This window comes from Caldanaerobius polysaccharolyticus DSM 13641 (assembly GCF_000427425.1).
Classification (GTDB): Bacteria; Bacillota; Thermoanaerobacteria; order Thermoanaerobacterales; family Caldanaerobiaceae; genus Caldanaerobius; species Caldanaerobius polysaccharolyticus.
In genome coordinates this window covers 810,549-832,041 of the sequence record NZ_KE386494.1, presented here as the reverse complement: position 1 = coordinate 832,041, position 21,493 = coordinate 810,549, and the positions used below count along the sequence as shown (strand labels likewise).

Below are 21,493 nucleotides of genomic sequence, written 5' to 3'. Positions count from 1 at the left end.
TTTTTGATGAAATTAGGCGTTTTTATGGTGCTTTTTCAGGACAGAAAGCTGGAGGATGCCCTGGACCACATCGTGGAGCTGGGTGTGAACGTGGTAGAAGTGGGTTCTGGCGGCTACCCCGGAAAAGCCCATTGCAATCCTGAAGAGCTTCTTAAAGATCCGGCTAGCATAAAGAAGTTTAAAAAGGCTTTTGATGACAGAGGGGTGGAAATCAGCGCGCTGAGCACCCATGGCAACCCTGTACATCCTGACAAAGAAATCGCCAGGAAATTTGACGAGGATTTTAAGAATACCGTGCTTTTGGCAGAACAGCTGGGAATTGATAGGGTTATAACCTTCTCGGGTTGTCCCGGGGACTCCCCTAATTCTAAGTATCCTAACTGGGTTACATGTCCGTGGCCTGAGGATTTTCTGAAGGTACTGGATTATCAATGGAATGAGGTGCTGATTCCTTACTGGGAGAAAGCGGTCAAATTTGCCAATGAACACGGCGTAAAGAGGATAGCGCTGGAGATGCATCCTGGTTTTTGCGTGTACAATCCTGAGACGCTGTTAAAGCTGAGGAAAGCGGTAGGGCCTACTATCGGCGCCAACTTAGATCCCAGCCATCTCTTCTGGCAAGGTATAGATCCGGTGGCTGCTATAAGGTATCTGGGCGACGCCATATACTTCTTCCACGCCAAGGACACCAAGATAGACCCCATAAACGCGCCAAGGATAGGAGTTCTGGACACCAAGCACTACAGCGATGAGGTAAACAGGGCGTGGATATTCAGATCTGTAGGCTATGGACATGATTATCAGTTGTGGAAAGACATCGTCAGCAATTTGAGGATGGTGGGCTACGACGATGTTCTGAGCATAGAGCACGAAGACAGCTTGTTTACAGCGGAAGAGGGATTCAAAAAGGCCGTGGCGTTTTTAAAAGAAGTCATACCTTTTGAAGCAAAAGGCGGAATGTACTGGGCTTAACAGCCCAGTTTTTTATAACTCGATGTTGCAAGAGAACTGAAACAACAGGTGATGAATATGGTGGAGCTAAACGGGCTGGTAAACGAGGTGATATTTCACAATAAATCCAACGGATATGCGGTCATCGAGCTTTTGTGCGATGAAGGTGAAGTGGTATGCGTTGGAACCATGCCCATTGTTAACGAGGGTTCGGAGGTAACGGTGATAGGGGAGTGGGTGGTTCACCCAACTTACGGCCAGCAGCTAAAGGTACACCAGTACAGGATGGAGATTTCAAAGACCAGGTCTGGAATTATCCGATACCTCTCCTCAGGGCTTATACCTGGTATCGGTAGGTCGCTGGCTGAAAGAATCGTGGATAAATTTGGGAATAATACCATCCAAGTGATTGTGCAAAACCCCGAGAGGCTGGCAGAGATAAAAGGCATAGGTGAAGCCAAGATAAATGATATATGTAGAGCTATAACAGAGCAGAAAGAGATCATGGAGCTTTATCAATTCCTCTGCCAGTACGACATAAGCCCTAATTTTGCGGTCAAGATATACAAGGCGTACGGTCAGGACAGCTTAAATATCGTAAAGAAAAACCCCTATAGGTTGTGCCTGGATATACCGGGACTGGGTTTTGCCCGTGTAGATAGAATAGGACTTAGCCTTGGCTTTGCACAAGACGATGTCAACAGAGTGGCTTCCTGCGCCCGATATGTCCTTATACAATCCTGCTTAAACGGCCATACGTATTTGCCGGAAGACGCGCTTTATGAAAAGGTGAGGGAGTATATCCCAGTGTCTAGGGAAAGGCTGGGAGAGGCTTTAACTGACCTTTTCAGGGAGAATCAGGTTACATTTGACACTGTAGACGGCAAAGCGGTAGTGTACTATACGCCCTTTTATCAAGCGGAAGTCAATGTCAGCAAAAAATTATTTGAGCTGGCAATAACACAGGTAGAAGAATTGCCCGTAAATTTTGACCAGGCCTTGGACAAGGTGGCTATGGAAACAGGTATAAACCTCTCGGGACAGCAAAAGGAAGCCGTAATTCAGTCCTTTAAAAACGGCGTCCTCATTATAACAGGAGGGCCTGGCACGGGGAAGACCACCACTATTGATTGCATAATAAAGATCTACGAAGGTTTTGGCAAAAAAGTGGCTTTAGCTGCTCCGACCGGTAGGGCTGCCAAAAGGATGACCGAGGCTACGGGCAAAGAGGCCAAGACCATTCATAGATTGCTGGAGTACGGCAAAAAAGGCGACGATGATGGTGTGATACCAGGGGGATTTTTTCAAAAAAACGAAAGTGACCAGCTAGATGCCGATGTGGTCATAATAGATGAGACGTCCATGGTAGATATTTTGCTGATGAACAACTTGTTAAAGGCCATTAGGCCCGGGACAAGGCTTATTCTGGTAGGAGATGCCGATCAGCTTCCTTCAGTGGGCGCTGGCGATGTCTTAAGGGATGCCATAAACTGCGGTATTATACCCGTCATAAGGCTTAAAGAGATCTTCAGGCAGGCCCAGCAAAGCCTTATCGTGGTGAATGCCCATAGGATAAACCACGGACATATGCCTGTGGTCAACGACAAAAATAACGACTTCTTCTTTATAAGACAGGCCAATCAACAGGACATGCTGCAGCAGATATTGGAGCTGGTGAAGACGAGATTGCCTGAGGCGTACGGCTTTGATCCTGTGAAGGATATTCAGGTCCTCTGCCCTATGAAAAAGGGCATTGTAGGAGTGCTTAACTTAAACGCGGAGCTTCAGAGGGCGTTAAACCCCAACAGCAAACACATTAAAGATTTGGGTTTCGCTGTAGAGGATAAAGTCATGCAGATAAGAAATGATTATGACGTGGAATGGGAGAAGCTCAATGGAGAAAAGGGCACAGGGGTGTACAATGGAGACATAGGTTACGTTAAGCAGATAGATACTGATGGCGAGTACATCACGGTGGCTTTTGACGACGACCGGCTGGTACGGTATGATTTTTACTCTCTGGAAGATCTGATGCTTGCTTATGCCATCACCATTCACAAAAGCCAGGGCAGCGAGTTTCCAGCGGTAATCATACCTGTTACATGGGGCCCTAAGGTCCTCATGACCAGAAATCTCCTGTATACGGCTGTGACCAGGGCTAAAAAGCTTGTGGTATTGGTAGGTCAAGAAAGGTATATAAAGGAAATGGTAGATAACGATATGGTAACAGCGAGGTACTCGGGTCTGTGCTACAGGCTTAAAAAAGGCGTTATGGTGGTGGAAAAAAGTTGAATTATGCCATTTATGCGGCATGTGTCGGCGACACCGTGGAGTACAGGTATACCCACGATATCCGCGTGGACAGGAGTTTTTATCCGCCAGATTGTAAACTGGTGCAGATTTCCCTTTATATGCCTTTAGGCTACGCTGAGTATTTATGCAGGGAGGTATGCAGTGATTCAAAGATATCCCTGCGGCGCTGGTTTAAAAATCCGGTAGAAAACATTATACGCGATAAAAAGGAAAAAATCAGAAAGCGTATAGAGAAAATGGGATTGCGCACCTGCCAGCTGGATCAAAAGGGCTATTTCATTGATGAGAAATTGCAGGATGAGATTTTAAGGAAGGTGAGAGGTAAGGCATTGCTCTTAGACGAAGTCAAATCTTTACTGGGCTGTGAGGAGAAAGCCCTTTTGGACAACCTTCAAATCCTCTTCTTGGGCGGAAAGCTTGAGATAATGCCATCGATAAGAATTCAAGAGAACGGGTATATATGTCAGCGATGCGGTTGTAAAGGGGCCATCAGGCATAGGTGCGAAAAATGTGAAAATGAATGCGCTTATTGCGATCAATGCCTTATAATGGGTAGAGCCCTTTTGTGTCAACCTTACATATTGTGTCCAGGTGAACAAAAGCTCGGTAGCCACAGGGATGTACAGCTGATAATGCCCGTAAAACTCACGCCTGCTCAGCAGCATGCGTCTGATGAAGTTAAGGAGTTTATAAGGGGGACCGAGAAAAAAGCGCTGGTGTGGGCCGCCTGCGGTGCAGGCAAGACCGAGGTGACATTTGAGGGTATAAAGGAGGCGCTGGAGTGGGGTAACAGGGTATTGTACGCCGTTCCTAGACGAGATGTAGTCATAGAGATCTCTGAGAGGTTTAAAAGGGCTTTCCCTGGTGAAAAAATAGCGGTTTTGTACGGAGGTAGCGGAAAAAGCACAGCGGATTTTACCGTAGCCACTACCCATCAGGTGTTGAGATATTATCGGGAATTCGACCTGGTGATACTAGATGAGGTAGATGCTTTTCCATACGATGGCAATGACATGCTGGAGATGGCCGTAAAGCGCTCTATGAAACAAGATGCGAAGCTTTTGTATATGACAGCCACTCCTCCAAGGCATCTTTACAGAGATTATAAGAGAAAAAAAATAAAGGGTATTTTGATACCAGCTAGGCACCATGGGCACCCGTTGCCTGTCCCTACTATATTGAGAAGTAATATAAATGAAGATATAAATATATTGCCAGAGGATATTTACAAATTCATAGAAAAATGTGTAAAATTAAATAGAAGGCTTATTATATTTGTTCCTACGGTCAATTTATCTAAAAAGGTAGCTGATGCTGTAAAAATTATCGGAATTGACGCTGATTGCATCTATTCTAAAGACCCTGAAAGAGATGAAAAGCGCAGGAAATTTTACACTGGCCAGTTGCCTGTAATCGTTTCGACTACTGTCCTGGAAAGGGGCATTACAGTAGAGGGAGTTCAAGTCATGGTTTTGTTTGCCGACGACAACAGTGTGTTTGACGAAAGGACTTTGGTGCAGATGGCTGGCAGGGTGGGCAGGACTGAGGGTTGTCCTTCAGGTGAAGTGTTGTTTGTGGCCAGAAATATTACCCGGGAGATGGAGACAGCTGTAGAGATGATAAATCACATGAATGAAATCGCCAGGAGAAAGGGGTATGTGGTGTGAGTATTCTTGATGCGCTCTATCCTTATAAAAGGTGCCCGCTGTGCGGTAGATATGCTTATAAATACGGCCTGTGCAAAAATTGCCTTGACGAGATGGAATTTGTAGGCGATAATATATGCAAAATATGCGGCAAGCCTTTGAGCGATGATTACGCGCAAGACCTGTGCCCGGACTGTATAGGCGGGAGAAACTTTGACGGGGCTCGCAGTGTGCTGGTTTACAATGAAAGGCTACACGATTCAGTGTACCTTTTTAAGTACAAGGGCAAAGTGGACTTGGCCGAGCCGTTTGGAGAGATGATGGCTGAGGTGCTCAAAGCGTGGAATCCTCCTGTGGACATTATAACTCCTATACCTTTGCACCGCGAAAGGTTAAAAGAGAGAGGGTATAACCAGGCGTATCTGCTGGCAAGGGTTGTAAGCAGGTTGATTGGATTGCCATTAGAAGAGACCATCGTAAGGGTTAAGCATACCGATGCTCAGGCAAAGCTGGATAAAGTTAGACGGTTTGAAAATATGCTGGGGGCGTTTTCGGTGAGGGGCGAAGGGGATATCGGTTGTCACAACGTCCTTTTAATTGACGATGTATTTACCACAGGGGCAACAGCTGACGCCGCCTCTTGCATTTTAAAAGCAGGAGGAGCGCAGAGAGTTTACGTTTTGACTCTGGCGACGGGTAGAAATACATAAGGAGGGGTTTTTGGTGCAACTGAAAAATTGTTCGAGGTGTGGGAAACTGTTTGTGTACAAAGGCAGCTCTCTGTGCCCGGAATGCCAGAAGCTGGACGAGCAAGACTTTTCCAAAGTAAAAGATTACCTCTACGATAACCCGGGTGCGTCGCTTATAGAGGTATCAGAGGCCACAGGGGTTTCAACGGACAAGATATTAAGGTACTTAAAAGAGGGAAAGCTTGAGTTGTCCTCAGAGCACAACAGCATATTAAAGTGTGAGAGATGTGGAAGACCTATACGAGCTGGGAGGTTTTGTGATGTGTGCGCGGCAGAGATAAGCAAGGGCTTAAAAAAAGGCCTGGAGCCGTTGCGCGTGGATAACAGCAATATGGTTAAAGGGAATGAGAAACTTCACATAGAGGACAGGATAAGGAGCAGAATAAATTTTGACAAGTAACTTAATAATTTTTTGCAAGTGACGATATTGTATATAGGAAAAAAGAGGGGTGGTAAATCTGAGGATAGAGAATAATTATAATGTCCAGAGGGTTATATCAAGCTATTATAACGCACAAGTGAGAAAGAGCAAGGACCTGCCAGCAGCAAACGGTGGAGGACATAAAGACAGCGTGACCATATCCAGTGAAGGACAGTTTTTGCACAAGGCCATGCAGACTTTAAAAAGCGTTCCCGACGTGAGAGAGGATGTGGTGGCCAGGTTAAAGCAGTCTATTGAGGCTGGCAAATACACCGTTGATGCTGGCAAAATCGCAGGTATGATTATCGACAGGAAGGCATGATACAATGGAAAAATTGATAGACGAACTGATAAAAATCCTCTCTGCCATATTGTCCTCTTATGAGAAACTTTACGAGTTGCAGAAACAGCAGACGGCAGTCATCGTGGCAGGTGACATAGCAAAACTCCAGGAGATTTTAAAAGAAGAAGACAGTATAATAACCGCATTGGGCGAATTGGAGAGGGCAAGAGGGGAAATTGTTTCGGAGCTTTGCCTTAAGTATAAGCTGGATAGCGGGATTTCGCTGTCTCAGATTGCTTCACTAGGTGTGCGAAAACAGGACTTGCTTACACTGCAAGATAAGCTTAAAAGCGCAGTAGAAAACGTCAGTCAGCAGAACAGGCTCAACGGCAAGCTAGTAAAGCAGGCACTGGATTATATAGATAGTTCAATGAATGCCTTAAAATCCGTTATGGTTAAAGACGATGGCGTATACGGGCGCGAGAATTTGCCCAAAAACGTCGTAAGTCTATTTGATAGGAAGGTGTGAAATGAGTTCACTTTTTTACGGTTTTGAAATAGCTAAAACAGGGCTTTTTGTAAGCCAGAAGGCTCTGGATGTAACGGGGCACAATGTGGCTAACGTCAATACGCCTGGTTACTCCAGGCAGCAGGTGGTACTGGAGGCCAATGCTCCTAATCCTTATTTTAACATGAATACCGCTTATGGTTCTGGCCAGATAGGGTCTGGCGTCAGCGTTCAAGACATAAGTCGCGTGCGGGATGTATTTCTGGATATGCAGTATCGCAATGAAAATAAAGGGCTGGGGGAGTGGCAGGCTAAAAGCGATGTCCTGTCAGCGGTGGAGTACATATTTAACGAACCCAGTGATACGGGTATAAAAACCGTCATAGGCCAGTTTTTCGATTCGCTACAGGAGTTGAGCAAAAACCCAGAGAGCCTGGACGCCAGGGCGCTGGTGAGGCAAAGGGCTGTGGCACTTGCCGATACCATAAACCACATGTACAGTCAGCTGGAAGACCAGCAAAATCAGCTTAAAAGTCAGATACAGGCGACTGTGGATCAGATCAATACTTATGCCAGGCAGATAAGGGATTTAAACCAGCAGATATATAAGTTTGAGCTTAGCGGGGATAAAGCCAACGATTTGAGGGACAAGAGGGACTACATCGTGGACCAGCTTTCAAAGCTTGTAAACGTAAAGGCGTATGAAACCGGAAATGGGCATTACAGAGTGGATATAGGCGGAAGGCCTCTGGTGGATCACATAACCGATTACGAGGTATCCTACAAGCCCGACGGAGCCAACTTGAGCGATGTTTTTACGTGGTCCATAGACGGCCAGGCTGTAGATGTAGAAAGCGGCACCTTGAAAGGCATGTACGATATGGCCTATGATAATAAGCAGGGTATACCGTATTATAAAAACAAGCTGGATGAGTTCGCGTATACCTTTGCGACGAAATTTAATGAAATACATAGAAATGGGTATGGACTGGACGGTTCAACGGGTGAAGACTTTTTTAAGATCGATACTGCGTTGTACAATGATGCATCTTACGAGGGTTACTCCAAGGTATTTGCTGTGTCTGATGAGATACAAGACCCTACAGATGGACTGAATAAAATAGCTGCAGCAAAAAAAGACGATCCGAGCTTACCAGTGGATACGGGAGATAACAGAAACGTAATTGATCTCATAAATTTAAGGTACGATCCCACGGTTTTTGGGGCTGGCAATCAGAATAAAGGCACGGTTGATGACTACATAAACTCGCTTATATCCGGGCTTGGGGTGGACAGCCAGCAGGCTAAGAGGATGGCTGAAAACCAGACTGCCCTTACTCAGCAGGTGGACTCATTAAGGCAGCAGGTGTCAGGGGTATCCCTGGACGAAGAGATGACCAATATGATAAAATTTCAGCACTCCTATCAAGCCGCTGCCAGGATGATCACGGCAATTGACCAGATGCTTGATACCCTTATAAACAATACCGGAGTTGTCGGGAGGTGACGGCGTTGCGGGTTACCAATAACATGATGATCGACAATATGCTTAGGGATTTAAACAACAATTTAAATCGCATGATGCAGACTCAAAAGCAAATGTCTTCGGGGGTTAAGTTTAGGGTGCCGTCGGACGACCCTATTGGCGTTTCCAGGACAGTGGTGTTAAAGAGTATACTGGACAACAACGATCAATACATCAAAAACGCAAAAGACGGTGTATCCTGGCTGGACCTCACCGATACCGCATTAAACCAGTTGACCACTGACCTGCAGAGGGTGAGGGAGCTGGCTGTTCAGGGTTCTAATGGTACTTTAAGCCCAGAGGATGCCGCCAGCATAGCTCAGGAGATACAGCAGATAAAGGACGACATAAAGGAGATAGGCAATACCACTTACGCTGGAAGGTACATTTTTGGCGGGTATAATACCCAGAATCCGCCTTTAACCGTACAGGGTGGCACAATTACGTACAGAGGGATTAACGGAGGCGTGACGCCGCAGCAGATTGAATTTGAAGTAGGGCAGGGAGTAAGCATACCTGTCAATGTAGAGGCATATCAGGTGTTTGGAATCAGGGATAGTGCTAGCGGCAAAAATGATATTTTTACTGATTTAGATAATTTGATAACTGCCCTCAACAAAGGCGATACCCAGGCGGTATCTTCCATGCTGGGGAAAATCGACGCTCACTTAAATAATGTTCTGGCTGTAAGAGCTGATATAGGGGCGCGGCAAAATAGAATGCAGCTTATATTAGACAGGCTGCAGGACGACAACCTGAATTACACCGATCTTTTGTCAAAAACCCAGGACGTGGATATCGCCGAGATATCTATAAAGCTGGCCAATGAACAGAACGTATATACGGCATCGCTTATGCTGGGCTCCAAGATAATAATGCCTACGCTTATAGATTTTATAAAGTAGGAGGTATGAGCGTTGAATATCGTACCGGCTGTAACCAATGTTCCTGCTATAAAGCCGGTTAAAGGGCAGACGGATAGAGATGTTCACCTGAAGAAAGAAGGGGATGGCTCTCAAAAAGAAACCGGCAAGAATATCGATGAGATCAAAAAAGACAGGTTAGTTAAAGCCGTTGAGGATGCCAATAAAAAGATTAAAGATCTCAATATAAGAATAGAGCTTTCTGTTCACGAAAAGACCAAAGACGTGGTTGTAAAGTTTGTGGACAGCGATACAAATCAGGTTATAAAAGAATACCCGCCGGAGAAATACCTGGATTTGGTAGCGAGTTTATGGGAGCTGGCGGGGTTATTTGTGGATGAAAAGGTTTGAGAGGACGGTGATAATGTGGTAAGCCCTGTAAATACCCTCAGGATAAGCGGACTGGCCACAGGCCTTGATACCGATTCTATTGTAAAGCAGTTGATGCAGATACATCAGATCCCTCTAGATCAGCTGAAGCAGAAAAAGCAGATACTGGAGTGGCAGAGGGATGACTACAGGAGCATAAATACCGCTATAAGCGCCCTGAGGGATATGGCTTTTAACATGACACTTCGGGGGACGTATCTTAAGTATAAAGCCACTGTGACAGCGACACCTGGAAGCACTAACGGCAATGCAGGTGCAGTGTCAGCAACACCAGGGGCATCGGCTGTGGAAGGTAGTTATATTATTGATGTAACGCAACTGGCCAAACCTGCAAGTTTGGTAAGCACGCAAAATGTTACGGTAGATCCGACAAAAAAGTTATCTGATCAAGGTATTACCTCGATAGATTTTACTATAACTGTATATCAGGTAGATGCCAATGGAAATCCCATAAAAGACAGCAATGGAAGTCAAATTGCCTATTCAGCAACATTTAGTTCAACAGGTACAGATACTAATGGTTCTTATAAAGTAGATACAAGTATGACTTTAAATGATATTATAAACAAGATAAATAGTGCAAAAGATGCTAGTGGTAATAGCCTTGGTGTAAAGGCTTCTTTTGATGCTGTGCTAAAGAGATTTGTGCTTACTACCACTGGTATAGGTGGCAATGCTAAGATTGAAGTAAGAGATAATAGCAGTAATTTTATGGGTGGCACTTTAAATATATCAACTAATAATCCGGCTCAGGGTTCAGATCCAATTTTTTCATATACCAATAACCAGATCAGCGGTTTAAGTTTTACTAACGATTCTACCAATCCTGTTTACCATACCAATACAGTTACAATAAACGGTGTCACATATAATCTCATTGGTACGGGAAGGGCAGATATATTTATTCAAAAGGACACCGATGCCATATATCAATCCATAAAGGATTTTATAGATAAGTATAACAGCACGCTGGATACGATTTATAAGATGTATACAGAGCCCAGGTATCCCGATTATCCTCCTCTTACCGATGACCAGAAGCAGCAGCTTACGGATACCCAGCAGCAGCAATGGACGGAGAGGGCCAAAAGCGGTTTGTTAAACGGCGACGATTTGCTGGATAGCATTATGACCAATATGAGGATGAAGATGTCCTCCAACGTAGGCGATGCCTCTTTTACGTACCGGAATATGTACCAGATAGGTTTGAATACATCCAGTTACTGGATTGATAAGACAGGTAAGATAACCATAGACGATGCCAAATTAAAAGATGCTATTAACAATAATCTGGATGCTGTCATAAAGCTTTTTACAAATCCATTTCCCACGAAGCCCGATGGGAGTGTAGATACCCAAAGGAAGTCTGAAGGCGGATTAGCTGTACAGCTTAAAGATTACCTGGATTCTGCTATAGATCAGTTGACGCAGAAAGCTGGCACCAGTGATATGCTTTATGACAACAGCTTCATATCCCAGAGTATAAAAGAATACGACCAGCAGATATCCGATATGCAGGCGCGCTTAACGGATATAGAGAACAGGTATTATCAGCAGTTTACCCAGCTGGAGACGCTTATGCAGCAGATGAATACTCAGAGCCAATGGTTGGCCCAGCAATTAGGGGGTGGAAAATGATGGTTAATAATCCTTATCAGCAGTATAAGGCCAATGCGGTTATGACAGCTTCCCCTGAGGAATTGACCCTTATGCTTTACGATGGCATTATAAGGTTTTTAAATCAGGCAAAGGAAGCTATTTCATCTCACGATATGCAGACAGCCCACGAGAGGCTGGTAAGGGTACAGGATATATTAAATGAACTAAACGCCACACTGGATAGGAATTACGATATATCCGCTAATTTTGCCAGTTTGTACGATTTTATGATTCGTAAAACGGTAGAGGCCAATGTAAAGAAAGATGTGTCTATTATCGATGAAGTGTTGGATCTGGCGAGGGATTTAAGGGATACGTGGCAACAAGCGATGAAAAAGGCCAGAAAGGAAAAAGCGAAGTAGTATGAGTGAAAGCGATGTGGTAAGACTGTACCATTTGACGTTGCAGCAGGGGGAGGCCATAGAGCGACAGGATGTAAAGAGGCTTATGGACGTGACTGATGAAAAGCAGAGGATAATAGATAAGTATAGGGGCGGAAAAAGCATATTGGTTAAAGGAGAACAGGACGAGAAACTGCTTAAAGAGATATTGAAACTGGAAAAAACCAACCTCGAGAAAGCGGCTCGACTAAGGGATGAGATACGGCGTAAAATTGAGCACGTTAAGTCGGGTAAAAGTGCTCTGCAGGGTTATTTTCCCCATAGTTATGCTTTACCTGCCTATCTGGACAAAAAAAAGTGAATTACGCAAACAAAACAGCCTCCTTTACATATTCATATTAATGTAAAGGGGGTCGTTTTATGAGAATCCTCATATCGTCGATATGGATGTATCCACTTCCTGGCGGCGTTTCTTCACATATTAAGGCTTTAAAAGCCACTCTGGAGCGATTAGGGCACAGCGTGGACGTAGTGTTGCCGGATTACCCTGAAAGTAGATGTAATTCCCTTATAGCTTTTTATGAAAACGCCAGGCATTCCCTGGCTGATAAAGTGGAGTATCGATTGAGATCTGCCACTTATGATGTCATAAGCTGCCATGATGTCATGTCATTTTTGGCTTGCCTGTTTTTGCACGTAAATATACCCATTGTCCTCACGGTTCACGATTTGATAGAGGAAGAAGCTCTTGCCTCAAAATTGATATTAGAAAACTCCGTGGAGGAGAAATACCTGAAATACTGCGAGGAGATGGCATATAAAAGTGCACCGGAGATAATAGCAATGAGTCCGGTCATAAGGGATTATATAAAGGCTGTAGCGGGCTGTAAAAGGATAACCTTATTGAGAAACTTCGTTGATATGGAACTTTTCAGGCCAATAGAGGTAGATAAGGGCTTTAAGCGGGACTTAGGAATACCTGACGATAGGTTTGTGGTTTTGTGCCCTCTAAAGCTTACGGCCAAGAGCGGCATTGGGTATCTCATAGACGGATTCAGGATATTGCTGGATGAAGGTATAAAAGCTTATCTGGTGGTAGCAGGGGAGGGAGAAGAGAGAAAGGCCTTAATAAATAAAGCAGAATCTCTCAGATTGACCGGCAATTACATAATGTTAGGGTCTGTGAACCATTCTATAATGCCCATGTTTTATGCCATCGCCGATGCGGTGTGTATACCATCTGTTGCCATTGGGAGGGCGAACGGAGAGACCCCTGTATCTGTCCTGGAGGCTATGATGTGCGGAAAAGTGGTGGTGGCATCAGCTATTGCAGGCATAAAAGATGTAATAAAAGATGGAGTAAATGGCATACTGGTCAGACAAAAAAGTCCTTTTGCCATAGCTGACGGAATTATGAGGATTATAAAGGATGGGAGTTTAAGAAGTGCCATAGAGAAAAATGCCTATGCCACAGCCCTCCGGAGTTATTCCAGCATCTTTGCCGCCAGGGTGTATTTAAAGGTATTTGAACGTTTGGTGAGAAAATTCTGATTTTTAATAAATGACTTGTAATTTTGTAAAAAACATGATATAATATCTGTAATTTAAACCATTATTCAAAGTGAGGGGATTTTTTGATGTATCAGGACAAAGTTTTAGTATGTAAAGACTGCGGCCAAGAATTTGTATGGACCGCAGGGGAACAGGAGTTTTACGCTGAGAAAGGCTTTCAGAATGCTCCTGTAAGGTGCAAAGCGTGTAGAGCTGCCAGAAAGAACAGCCGCAGAAACAATGGCGCCATGAGGCAGCGCAGGTCAAATACCATGGAGTTATAATCCCCTTGCTTTGAAAGAGGATTATAAGCCAACACAAAGAGGCCGTACGGCCTCTTTTGTTTTTTACTTTGTTTTCCCACAGGTTTCCCACACTTAAAAGTGGCCTGACCAAAGTTATGAACAGGTTTATCCACAATATCCACAGACAAGCTGTCAACAAATTGATGTTGCAAAAGATCAACATACAATGTATAATTATCGTATAATTATTCAATGGATTTAATATTTAAAATTAGAGGGGAGAAATTAGATGAAAAAGTTTATAGTTTTGGTTTTAGTTGCTTTACTGGCCTTATCGTTAGCATCTTGCGCGAGTTCTTCTAAAAATTCACCTCAAAAGAGCGATGTGGGTACTTCCTCTGCTACAAGTCTGGACAGGATAAAGAAAGCAGGGGTTTTGGTTATGGGTACCAGTGCGGATTTTCCACCCTATGAGAGCCATCAGCTAGTAAACGGCGAGGACAAAATCGTGGGGTTTGACGTGGATATAGCCCAGGCCATTGCCGATGGGTTGGGCGTAAAGCTCAGGATAGAAGACATGAAATTTGATGGCCTTATCGCAGCTTTGCAGTCAGGGAAGATCGATATGATTGTTGCTGGCATGACTCCTACACCTGAGAGGGCAAAAAGCGTAGATTTTTCCGACCTGTACTATAACGGCAAGCAGGTGTTGGTGGTCAAGAAGGACAACAAAACCATTAAAAGCGCTTCTGATTTAAAGGGCAAAAAACTGGATGCCCAGCTGGGAACCACCAGCGAAAAGGCTGCTAGAGGCATTAAAGGTGCTACTGTAATCCCCATAGACAAAGTGTCCACCGAAGTAATGGAGGTCAAGACCGGAAAAGTTGACGGAATGGTGGTAGAGCAGACCGTGGCAGTTGCGTACCTTAAAGAGAATCCTGATTTAAAAATAGTGGAAATACCTGAACTCAAAAGCGAAGAAGGCGCAGCTATTGCGGTCAAGAAAGGCGATAAAGCCCTACTCGATGAAATAAATAAGATTTTGAAGCAGCTTAAAAACTCGGGAGAATATGATAAGCTTATAGACAAATGGTTTAGAAAGTAAAGGAGAGTAAAGCATGAGCAATTTAGATTTTGCCAGTATGCTTAAATACTGGCCTCTATTTTTGAGAGGCGCTCTAAGCACTGTAGAATTTACCATAGGCGCCGTTATGATAGGTGTTGTCTTAGGCACTATTGCGGCGCTTATGAAGATGTCAAAGGTAGGGGTTGTAAGCTTTATCGGAAAAGCGTATATAGAGATCATAAGGGGAACCCCATCTCTTGTGCAGCTCTTTATTATATATTTCGGTATTTCCCAGGTGTTAGACATGAATATCCCCAAATTTTATGCAGCTGTTTTTGCCTTGGGTATAAACAGCGGGGCGTATGTGGCGGAGATAATCAGAGCTGGGATAGAAGCTGTTGACAGAGGTCAGATGGAAGCTGCTCGATCACTGGGTATGCCCCATAGGATGGCGATGCGCTATATCATCATGCCACAGGCTGTAAAAAACATACTACCTGCCCTGGGAAATGAGTTTATCGTGTTGCTCAAAGAATCTTCAATCGTTTCTGTCATAGGGGCATCAGACCTCATGAGACAGCAGGAGATTATATCCAGTATAACCTATCGCCCCTTTGAGCCTTTAGTGGTAATCGCAGTTATATACTTTATAATGACACTGTGCCTCTCCAAGCTTATAGGCGTATTAGAGAGGAGGTTAAAAGCCGGTGATGTCCGATAACATGGTAAAAGTAGAGAATTTAAAAAAGTCCTTTGGCCACCTCTCAGTTTTAAATGGCATAAACCTGGAGGTAAAGAAAGGGGAGGTTGTGGCTATTATAGGGCCTAGCGGTTCGGGTAAAAGCACGTTGCTGAGGTGTATAAATTACCTAGAGGAGCCCACTTCAGGCAGTGTTTACATCGAAGGCGAAAAAGTCGATCCGGTGAAAAACATAAACAGGATAAGGCAGAAAGTCGGCATGGTTTTTCAGCACTTTAACCTCTTTCCCCATATGACCGTGCTGGACAATATAACTATAGCGCCTGTAAAGGTAAAAAAAATGGATAGGGCGCAGGCGGAGGAAATAGCCCTGGATCTATTGGGCAAGGTAGGGCTCAAGGATAAGGTAAAGGCATATCCTGCTCAGCTCTCAGGAGGTCAGAAACAGAGAATAGCCATAGCCAGGGCTTTGGCCATGCAACCTGATGTAATGCTTTTTGACGAGCCCACATCGGCACTAGACCCGGAGATGGTAAAAGAGGTGCTCAATGTGATGAAAGACCTGGCAAAGGAGGGCATGACCATGATGATAGTCACCCACGAGATGGGATTTGCCAGGGAGGTGTGTCACAGGGTGGTGTTTTTAGATGATGGAGTGATAATTGAAGAGGCGCCACCTGACAAGATTTTTACAGACCCTAAGCAGGAGAGAACCAGATCTTTTTTGAGCAAGGTATTATGAAGTGCTTTTAAAAATAAAGAAGGATTATCGCGGTGTATGAAGAATAATATAAGTAGCGGTAAATAATACTAGTGCTGAAGGGAGTGGCAATTTATGAAGTTGAGGATTACAGGGAAAAATAATCTGGAGCTTACCGATGCGCTAAAAAATGCCGTTGAAAAGAAGTTGAGCATAGTGGACAAGTTTTTTGAAGACGACACCGACGTTAACGTGGTATTGAGCGTTGTTAAAAACGATCAGATCGTAGAAGTCACCATACCGTATAAAGGCGTCATATTCAGGGCAGAAGCCAGAAGCGAGGATATGTATTCAACGCTGGACGAAGTGGTGGAAAAGCTCAAAAAGCAGTGGAGGAAATACAAGACCAAGCTTGAAAAGAGGTTTAACGTCAAGATCCCTGCAGACCTTCAGTTGGCAGCTGAGGAGCCAGAAAAAGAGCCGCGGGAAGAAGAATTTAAGATAGTGAGAACCAAAAAATTTGGCATGAAGCCCATGTCCCCTGAAGAGGCCATATTGCAGATGAACCTGCTGGGGCACGACTTTTATATATTCAATAACGTGGAAACTGACGATATAAACGTGGTTTACAGGCGCAGAGATGGGAGCTACGGATTGATAGAGGCGGAAAAAATGTGAGGTCCTTTTGAAAGGACCTTTTTTATGTATTTGACGCTGTATATGAAATATTATATAATACTGATAAGGTGATAAAGATGTTAAATTTATTAGAAAAGATTTTTGGAAGCTACAATGAGAGGGAACTAAAGAGGCTTTACCCAGTAGTAGATGAGGTATTGGCATACGAAGATGAGATGTCAAAGCTTACCGATGAGCAGTTGAGAGCTAAGACGGATGAATTTAAAGATAGATTGAATAACGGCGAGACGCTGGACGATATACTCCCCGAAGCCTTTGCAGTGGTCAGGGAGGCCGCATGGAGGACTTTGGGCATGAAGCACTTCCCGGTTCAGGTGCTAGGGGGGATAGTGCTTCATCAGGGCAGAATTGCCGAGATGAAAACAGGAGAAGGTAAAACGCTGGTTGCTACGCTACCTGCCTACTTAAATGCCCTAGAAGGCAAAGGCGTTCACATTGTCACGGTTAACGATTATCTGGCAAAGCGTGATAGGAACTGGATGGGCAAGATTTACGAATTTCTAGGACTGTCGGTAGGCGTCATTGTCCACGATATGGATAATGAGCAGAGGAGAGAGGCTTATAACTGCGACATAACCTATGGCACCAACAACGAATTCGGCTTTGATTACCTCAGGGACAACATGGTGATATACAAAGAAGAGATGGTGCAGAGGGGATTTAATTACGCTATCGTGGACGAGGTGGACAGCATACTCATAGACGAGGCCAGGACGCCTCTTATTATTTCAGGTCCTGGCGATAAATCCACCGATTTGTATATAAGAGCCGATCGCTTTGTCTCCACTTTAAAACCAGATGTGGATTACAAAGCCGACGAAAAGGATCACACCGTAAGCCTTACGGATACCGGCATAAAAAAAGCTGAAGCTTATTTCGGCGTAAAAAATTTGGCTGACCTGGACAATATGGAGATAAATCACTGCATAATCCAGGCGTTGAAGGCCCATGCCTTGATGAAGAGGGACAGGGATTATGTGGTTAAAGATGGCGAGGTTATCATCGTCGACGAATTTACAGGCCGTCTGATGTTTGGGAGGAGGTACAGCGATGGCCTTCACCAGGCCATTGAAGCTAAAGAAAACGTAAAAATTCAGAGCGAAAGCAGGACGTATGCCACCATAACATTTCAGAATTATTTCAGGATGTATAAAAAGCTGGCTGGCATGACTGGTACTGCTAAGACAGAAGAACAGGAGTTCAGGGATATTTACGGATTGGACGTGGTAGTGATACCTACCAACAAGCCTATGATAAGGGTGGATTATCCCGACGTAATATATAAGACAGAAGAGGCTAAGTTCAGGGCTGTAGTGGAAGAGATAGTGGAAAGGCACTCCAAAGGCCAGCCTGTGCTGGTGGGTACCGTATCCATTGAAAAATCCGAAAAGCTCAGCCAGATGCTCAAGCGCCGAGGCATAAAGCATGAGGTATTAAATGCCAAATACCACGAAAAAGAGGCGGAGATAATAGCCAAGGCGGGGCAGAAAGGCGCTGTCACCATCGCCACCAACATGGCGGGCCGTGGTACCGATATAGTTTTGGGCGAGGGAGTAAAAGAGCTGGGAGGCCTGCACATCATAGGTACAGAGAGGCATGAGTCAAGGAGAATAGATAACCAGTTAAGAGGTCGTGCGGGCAGACAAGGTGATCCAGGTTCTTCCAGGTTTTATATTTCCCTGGAAGATGATCTCATGAGGCTGTTTGGTTCTGAGCGCATAATGGATATGATGAATAAGCTGGGAATAGACGAAGACCAGCCCATCGAGAACAATTTTCTCACAAAGCAGATCGAGGCTGCTCAGAAAAAGGTAGAGGCGAGAAACTTTGAAATCAGGAAAAATCTTTTGCAATACGATAATGTGATGAATAAGCAGCGCGAGGTCATATACCAGGAGAGGAGAAAGGTACTGGAAGGAGAAAACCTAAAGGAATATATAATAGGTATGACAGAAAAGATCGTGGACAATGCCATCAGCGTGTATACAGGCAATGGAAGGTATCCAGAGGAGTGGAGGCTGGACGATCTTAAGGCCCACCTTGAGAATGTGTTTTTGCCCAAAGGAAGTCTTGTTATCGATAAAAGCGAGATTCCTTCTTTAACCAGAGAGGAATTAAAAGATAGGATAATGGACATCGCCACAAAGGTGTACAACCAGAAAGAGGAGAAGATAGGGTCTGAGCAAATGAGGGAACTGGAGCGAGTGGTGCTTCTGAGAGTGGTTGACACCAAGTGGATGGATCACATTGACAATATGGAAAGGTTGAGAGAGGGTATAGGCCTAAGGGCGTACGGTCAGATTGATCCTGTAGTGGCTTATCAGAAAGAAGCTTACGATATGTTCCAGGACCTCATAGACAGCATCCAGGAGGATACCGTCAGGTTATTGTACCATGTTGAAATAAGAGAAGAAAACATGCCCAAGAGAGAGAGCGTTACAGGGCCTATTATGGTGGCAAGCTCTGGAGATGAGGAAAAAAGAAAACCCATTGTAAAAGGTAAAAAGGTAGGCAGGAATGATCCGTGCCCCTGTGGAAGCGGAAAGAAGTATAAACATTGTTGCGGTAGATCAGCTTAAGGATGAGTATTATAGTACAGGAGGAGTGGTTTAAGTGCTCGATGAGCTGAAAGCACAAATACAGGAGCTAAAAGAAGAAGTAGACGAAATGGGGGCTTCTCTTTGACTACGCTGGTTCTCGAGAAGAATTAAAAAGGCTAGAAGGCATTATAGCTGATCCGGCTATTTGGGCGGATGCAGAGAAAGCCGGTAAGATAAACCAGCAGATAAAGGTCTTAAAGGATAAGCTAGACGAATACGACAGTATAAGGTCTAGATACGAGGATTTACAGGTATTACTGGAACTGGCACAAGAAGAAGGAGATGAGTCCCTGGAGGGAGAGGTACAAAGCGAATACCGCAAGCTTTGTAAAGATGTGGCTGACATGAAGGTAAAGCTGATGTTGAGCGGTCGCTACGATGCCAATAACGCCATTATGTCCTTCCACGCAGGGGCCGGAGGAACTGAGGCACAGGACTGGGTGGAAATGTTGATAAGGATGTACACTCGCTGGGCTGAGCGGAGAGGTTTTAAAGTGGAGGTGTTGGACTACCTAGAGGGGGATGAAGCCGGTGTAAAAAATGCCACCCTTTTGGTAAAAGGCGATTACGCCTACGGCTATCTAAAGTCTGAAAAGGGAGTGCATCGCCTGGTCAGGATCTCTCCTTTTGACGCTGCGGGAAGGAGGCATACGTCTTTTGCCCTGGTGGAGGTTATACCCGAGATTACCGACGACGTGGATATAGAGATAAATCCGGAGGATATTAAGGTAGATACCTATCGATCCAGCGGCGCAGGGGGACAGCATGTCAATAAAACAGAATCTGCGGTTAGGATAACCCATATACCCACAGGCATAGTGGTCCAGTGCCAGAATGAACGCTCACAAATGCAGAACAGAGAGACCGCTATGCGGATGCTGAAGGCCAGGCTGTTGGAAATAAAGGAGAGGGAGCGGGAGCGAGAAATCAACGCGATAAAAGGAGAACACGTGGATATGGGCTGGGGCAATCAGATAAGGTCATACGTCTTTCACCCGTACTCTATGGTCAAAGACCACAGGACAGACTATGAGGTAGGCAATGTGCAGGCAGTAATGGACGGCGAGATTGACGATTTTATAAATGAATACTTGAAGCTTACCGCAAGGGAAAAGAAAAAAGGGTTGGTGTAAATCAACCCTTTTTATTTGTCCGCTTTTAATTTTTTAGATTGTAACTGGGATCGGTGATCTTAAAACTGCCCTTTAAGCCAGGCGTTATGTACACCTGTTTGTCATCTGTTACAAATATGGCCTGTACTCCTTTTAAGCTTTTTACTAATTTCATGCCCTGGTCTAGTCCCATGATGAAAGTTTTAGAAAGGGCGTCAGCGTCTACCGATTTATCTGTTATGATCGTTACGCTGTAAAGGTGGTTGTCAGTTGGGTAACCGGTGAAAGGATTGAGCAGGTGGTGATAGAGCATCCCGTTTTTCTCAAAATACCTCTCGTATACACCTGATGTAACTACCGCTTTATTTGACACTTCCACTATACCAAGGTAGTCTCCCCGTGGCTTAAAGGGCGTCTGAATGCCTATGCGCCAGGGATGCCCATCGGGTTTTGTGCCTATAGTGAGGACATTTCCCCCCAGGTTTATTATGGCGTGCTTTACTCCCTCGGCTTTTAGGGTTTCTGCTGCCTTGTCTGCGGCGTATCCCTTGGCGATACCTCCCAGGTCTATGCTCATGCCCTTGTTTTTTAGCATGATGGTCCTGTTTTTGTCGTCAAATACGATGCCTTTGTAGTTTACCAGAGGTAGTTTATCCTTTATTTCTTGGGGTGAGGGAACCCTGGCTTTGTCGGTGCCTATATTCCAGAGGTTTACTATAGGCCCTATTGTTACGTCAAAGTACCCTTTTTCCAGGTCAGCAAAATACACGGCTTTTTTTATTACGTAAAGGGTATCGTAAGAGACCTTTACGGGCTCAATACCGGCGTATTCATTGATCCTGCTTACTTCGCTGCTTTTAATGTTGGCGCTCATCTTGTTTTCTATATCCTTTATGCTTTTGAAGCCATCGTCCAGCACCTTTTGAGGCATGGGATCGTATATGGTTATTGTGCAATATGTGTCCAGAGCGAATTGAGTTCTGGATAGGGGCTTTGTGCTTTTGGCACTACACCCTGAGAGCAATATGGCGACGATAAATGCCATAAAAAAAAGAACTGTAGACGTGATGCGTTTGTCCATTTAAGATCCCTCCAGAAGCGGCCGATTTAC

Annotated in this window: 22 protein-coding genes; 21 read left to right on the top strand and 1 reads right to left on the bottom strand. The window is 44.6% G+C overall.

Annotated features, from left to right (window positions below; genetic code table 11):
* Positions 1-6 precede the first annotated feature (6 nt).
* The 21 genes from CALPO_RS0104940 (at position 7) to prfB (ending at position 20,403) form a co-directional block, all read left to right on the top strand.
* On the top strand, positions 7-972 hold the full coding sequence (locus CALPO_RS0104940; protein WP_026486337.1) for a sugar phosphate isomerase/epimerase family protein: 966 nt from the start codon (positions 7-9) through the stop codon (positions 970-972).
* A gap of 51 nt (positions 973-1,023) precedes the next feature.
* Entirely contained in the window at positions 1,024-3,243 is a 2,220-nt protein-coding gene (gene recD2 / locus CALPO_RS0104935) for an SF1B family DNA helicase RecD2 (protein ID WP_245589912.1), read from the top strand.
* On the top strand, positions 3,240-4,931 hold the full coding sequence (locus CALPO_RS13280; protein WP_051585832.1) for a DEAD/DEAH box helicase family protein: 1,692 nt from the start codon (positions 3,240-3,242) through the stop codon (positions 4,929-4,931). Before recD2 ends, CALPO_RS13280 begins: the two co-directional genes overlap by 4 nt.
* Entirely contained in the window at positions 4,928-5,620 is a 693-nt protein-coding gene (locus CALPO_RS0104925; protein ID WP_026486335.1) for a ComF family protein, read from the top strand. The genes CALPO_RS13280 and CALPO_RS0104925 overlap by 4 nt, the downstream gene beginning before the upstream one ends.
* Before the next feature lie 13 nt (positions 5,621-5,633).
* Positions 5,634-6,059 carry a TIGR03826 family flagellar region protein gene (locus tag CALPO_RS0104920; protein ID WP_026486334.1) on the top strand — a complete coding sequence of 142 codons (426 nt, stop codon included), beginning with the start codon at positions 5,634-5,636 and terminating at the stop codon, positions 6,057-6,059.
* Between the two features lie 49 nt (positions 6,060-6,108).
* The gene (gene flgM / locus CALPO_RS14145) at positions 6,109-6,402 is read left to right on the top strand and encodes a flagellar biosynthesis anti-sigma factor FlgM (RefSeq protein WP_051585831.1); all 294 of its coding nucleotides are present in this window, start codon (positions 6,109-6,111) and stop codon (positions 6,400-6,402) included.
* Between the two features lie 4 nt (positions 6,403-6,406).
* Positions 6,407-6,892, top strand: a complete 486-nt coding sequence (locus tag CALPO_RS0104910; protein WP_026486333.1) for a flagellar protein FlgN — start codon at positions 6,407-6,409, stop codon at positions 6,890-6,892.
* Position 6,893: 1 nt separating this feature from the next.
* Positions 6,894-8,378 (top strand): flagellar hook-associated protein FlgK, encoded by a 1,485-nt coding sequence (flgK, locus tag CALPO_RS0104905; protein WP_026486332.1) that lies wholly within the window; start codon positions 6,894-6,896, stop codon positions 8,376-8,378.
* A gap of 5 nt (positions 8,379-8,383) precedes the next feature.
* Positions 8,384-9,301, top strand: coding sequence for a flagellar hook-associated protein FlgL (gene flgL / locus CALPO_RS0104900; protein WP_026486331.1), 918 nt, complete (start codon positions 8,384-8,386; stop codon positions 9,299-9,301).
* Between the two features lie 12 nt (positions 9,302-9,313).
* Positions 9,314-9,670 carry a flagellar protein FlaG gene (locus CALPO_RS0104895; RefSeq protein ID WP_026486330.1) on the top strand — a complete coding sequence of 119 codons (357 nt, stop codon included), beginning with the start codon at positions 9,314-9,316 and terminating at the stop codon, positions 9,668-9,670.
* A gap of 15 nt (positions 9,671-9,685) precedes the next feature.
* A complete protein-coding gene (gene fliD / locus CALPO_RS0104890; RefSeq protein WP_026486329.1) occupies positions 9,686-11,347 on the top strand; it encodes a flagellar filament capping protein FliD in 1,662 nt (553 codons plus the stop codon).
* Positions 11,344-11,730 (top strand): flagellar export chaperone FliS, encoded by a 387-nt coding sequence (gene fliS / locus CALPO_RS0104885; RefSeq protein ID WP_026486328.1) that lies wholly within the window; start codon positions 11,344-11,346, stop codon positions 11,728-11,730. The genes fliD and fliS overlap by 4 nt, the downstream gene beginning before the upstream one ends.
* Position 11,731: 1 nt before the next feature.
* Positions 11,732-12,070, top strand: a complete 339-nt coding sequence (locus CALPO_RS0104880) for an Arm DNA-binding domain-containing protein (RefSeq protein ID WP_026486327.1) — start codon at positions 11,732-11,734, stop codon at positions 12,068-12,070.
* Positions 12,071-12,129: 59 nt separating this feature from the next.
* Complete coding sequence (locus tag CALPO_RS0104875; protein WP_026486326.1) at positions 12,130-13,260, top strand: glycosyltransferase family 4 protein; 1,131 nt, start codon at positions 12,130-12,132, stop codon at positions 13,258-13,260.
* Between the two features lie 86 nt (positions 13,261-13,346).
* Positions 13,347-13,544 carry a zinc-ribbon domain-containing protein gene (locus CALPO_RS0104870; protein WP_026486325.1) on the top strand — a complete coding sequence of 66 codons (198 nt, stop codon included), beginning with the start codon at positions 13,347-13,349 and terminating at the stop codon, positions 13,542-13,544.
* Positions 13,545-13,794: 250 nt separating this feature from the next.
* Entirely contained in the window at positions 13,795-14,610 is an 816-nt protein-coding gene (locus CALPO_RS0104865; RefSeq protein WP_026486324.1) for a basic amino acid ABC transporter substrate-binding protein, read from the top strand.
* A 13-nt stretch (positions 14,611-14,623) separates the two neighbouring features.
* Positions 14,624-15,292 carry an amino acid ABC transporter permease gene (locus CALPO_RS0104860; RefSeq protein ID WP_026486323.1) on the top strand — a complete coding sequence of 223 codons (669 nt, stop codon included), beginning with the start codon at positions 14,624-14,626 and terminating at the stop codon, positions 15,290-15,292.
* A gap of 1 nt (position 15,293) precedes the next feature.
* The gene (locus tag CALPO_RS0104855; RefSeq protein WP_026486322.1) at positions 15,294-16,013 is read left to right on the top strand and encodes an amino acid ABC transporter ATP-binding protein; all 720 of its coding nucleotides are present in this window, start codon (positions 15,294-15,296) and stop codon (positions 16,011-16,013) included.
* Between the two features lie 93 nt (positions 16,014-16,106).
* A complete protein-coding gene (gene hpf / locus CALPO_RS0104850) occupies positions 16,107-16,649 on the top strand; it encodes a ribosome hibernation-promoting factor, HPF/YfiA family (protein WP_026486321.1) in 543 nt (180 codons plus the stop codon).
* 77 nt (positions 16,650-16,726) lie between these two features.
* On the top strand, positions 16,727-19,249 hold the full coding sequence (gene secA / locus CALPO_RS0104845) for a preprotein translocase subunit SecA (RefSeq protein ID WP_026486320.1): 2,523 nt from the start codon (positions 16,727-16,729) through the stop codon (positions 19,247-19,249).
* A 34-nt stretch (positions 19,250-19,283) separates the two neighbouring features.
* Positions 19,284-20,403 (top strand): peptide chain release factor 2 gene (gene prfB / locus CALPO_RS0104840; RefSeq protein WP_156940135.1). Its coding sequence is split into 2 segments (ribosomal slippage): positions 19,284-19,352 and positions 19,354-20,403, totalling 1,119 coding nucleotides; the frame shifts between segments, so codons are not numbered across the junction.
* Between the two features lie 25 nt (positions 20,404-20,428).
* Here the strand turns inward: prfB and CALPO_RS0104835 are convergent.
* Positions 20,429-21,463: an FAD:protein FMN transferase gene (locus CALPO_RS0104835; RefSeq protein WP_026486318.1), complete on the bottom strand. Its 1,035-nt coding sequence runs from the start codon at positions 21,461-21,463 to the stop codon at positions 20,429-20,431.
* Between the last annotated feature and the right edge of the window lie 30 nt (positions 21,464-21,493).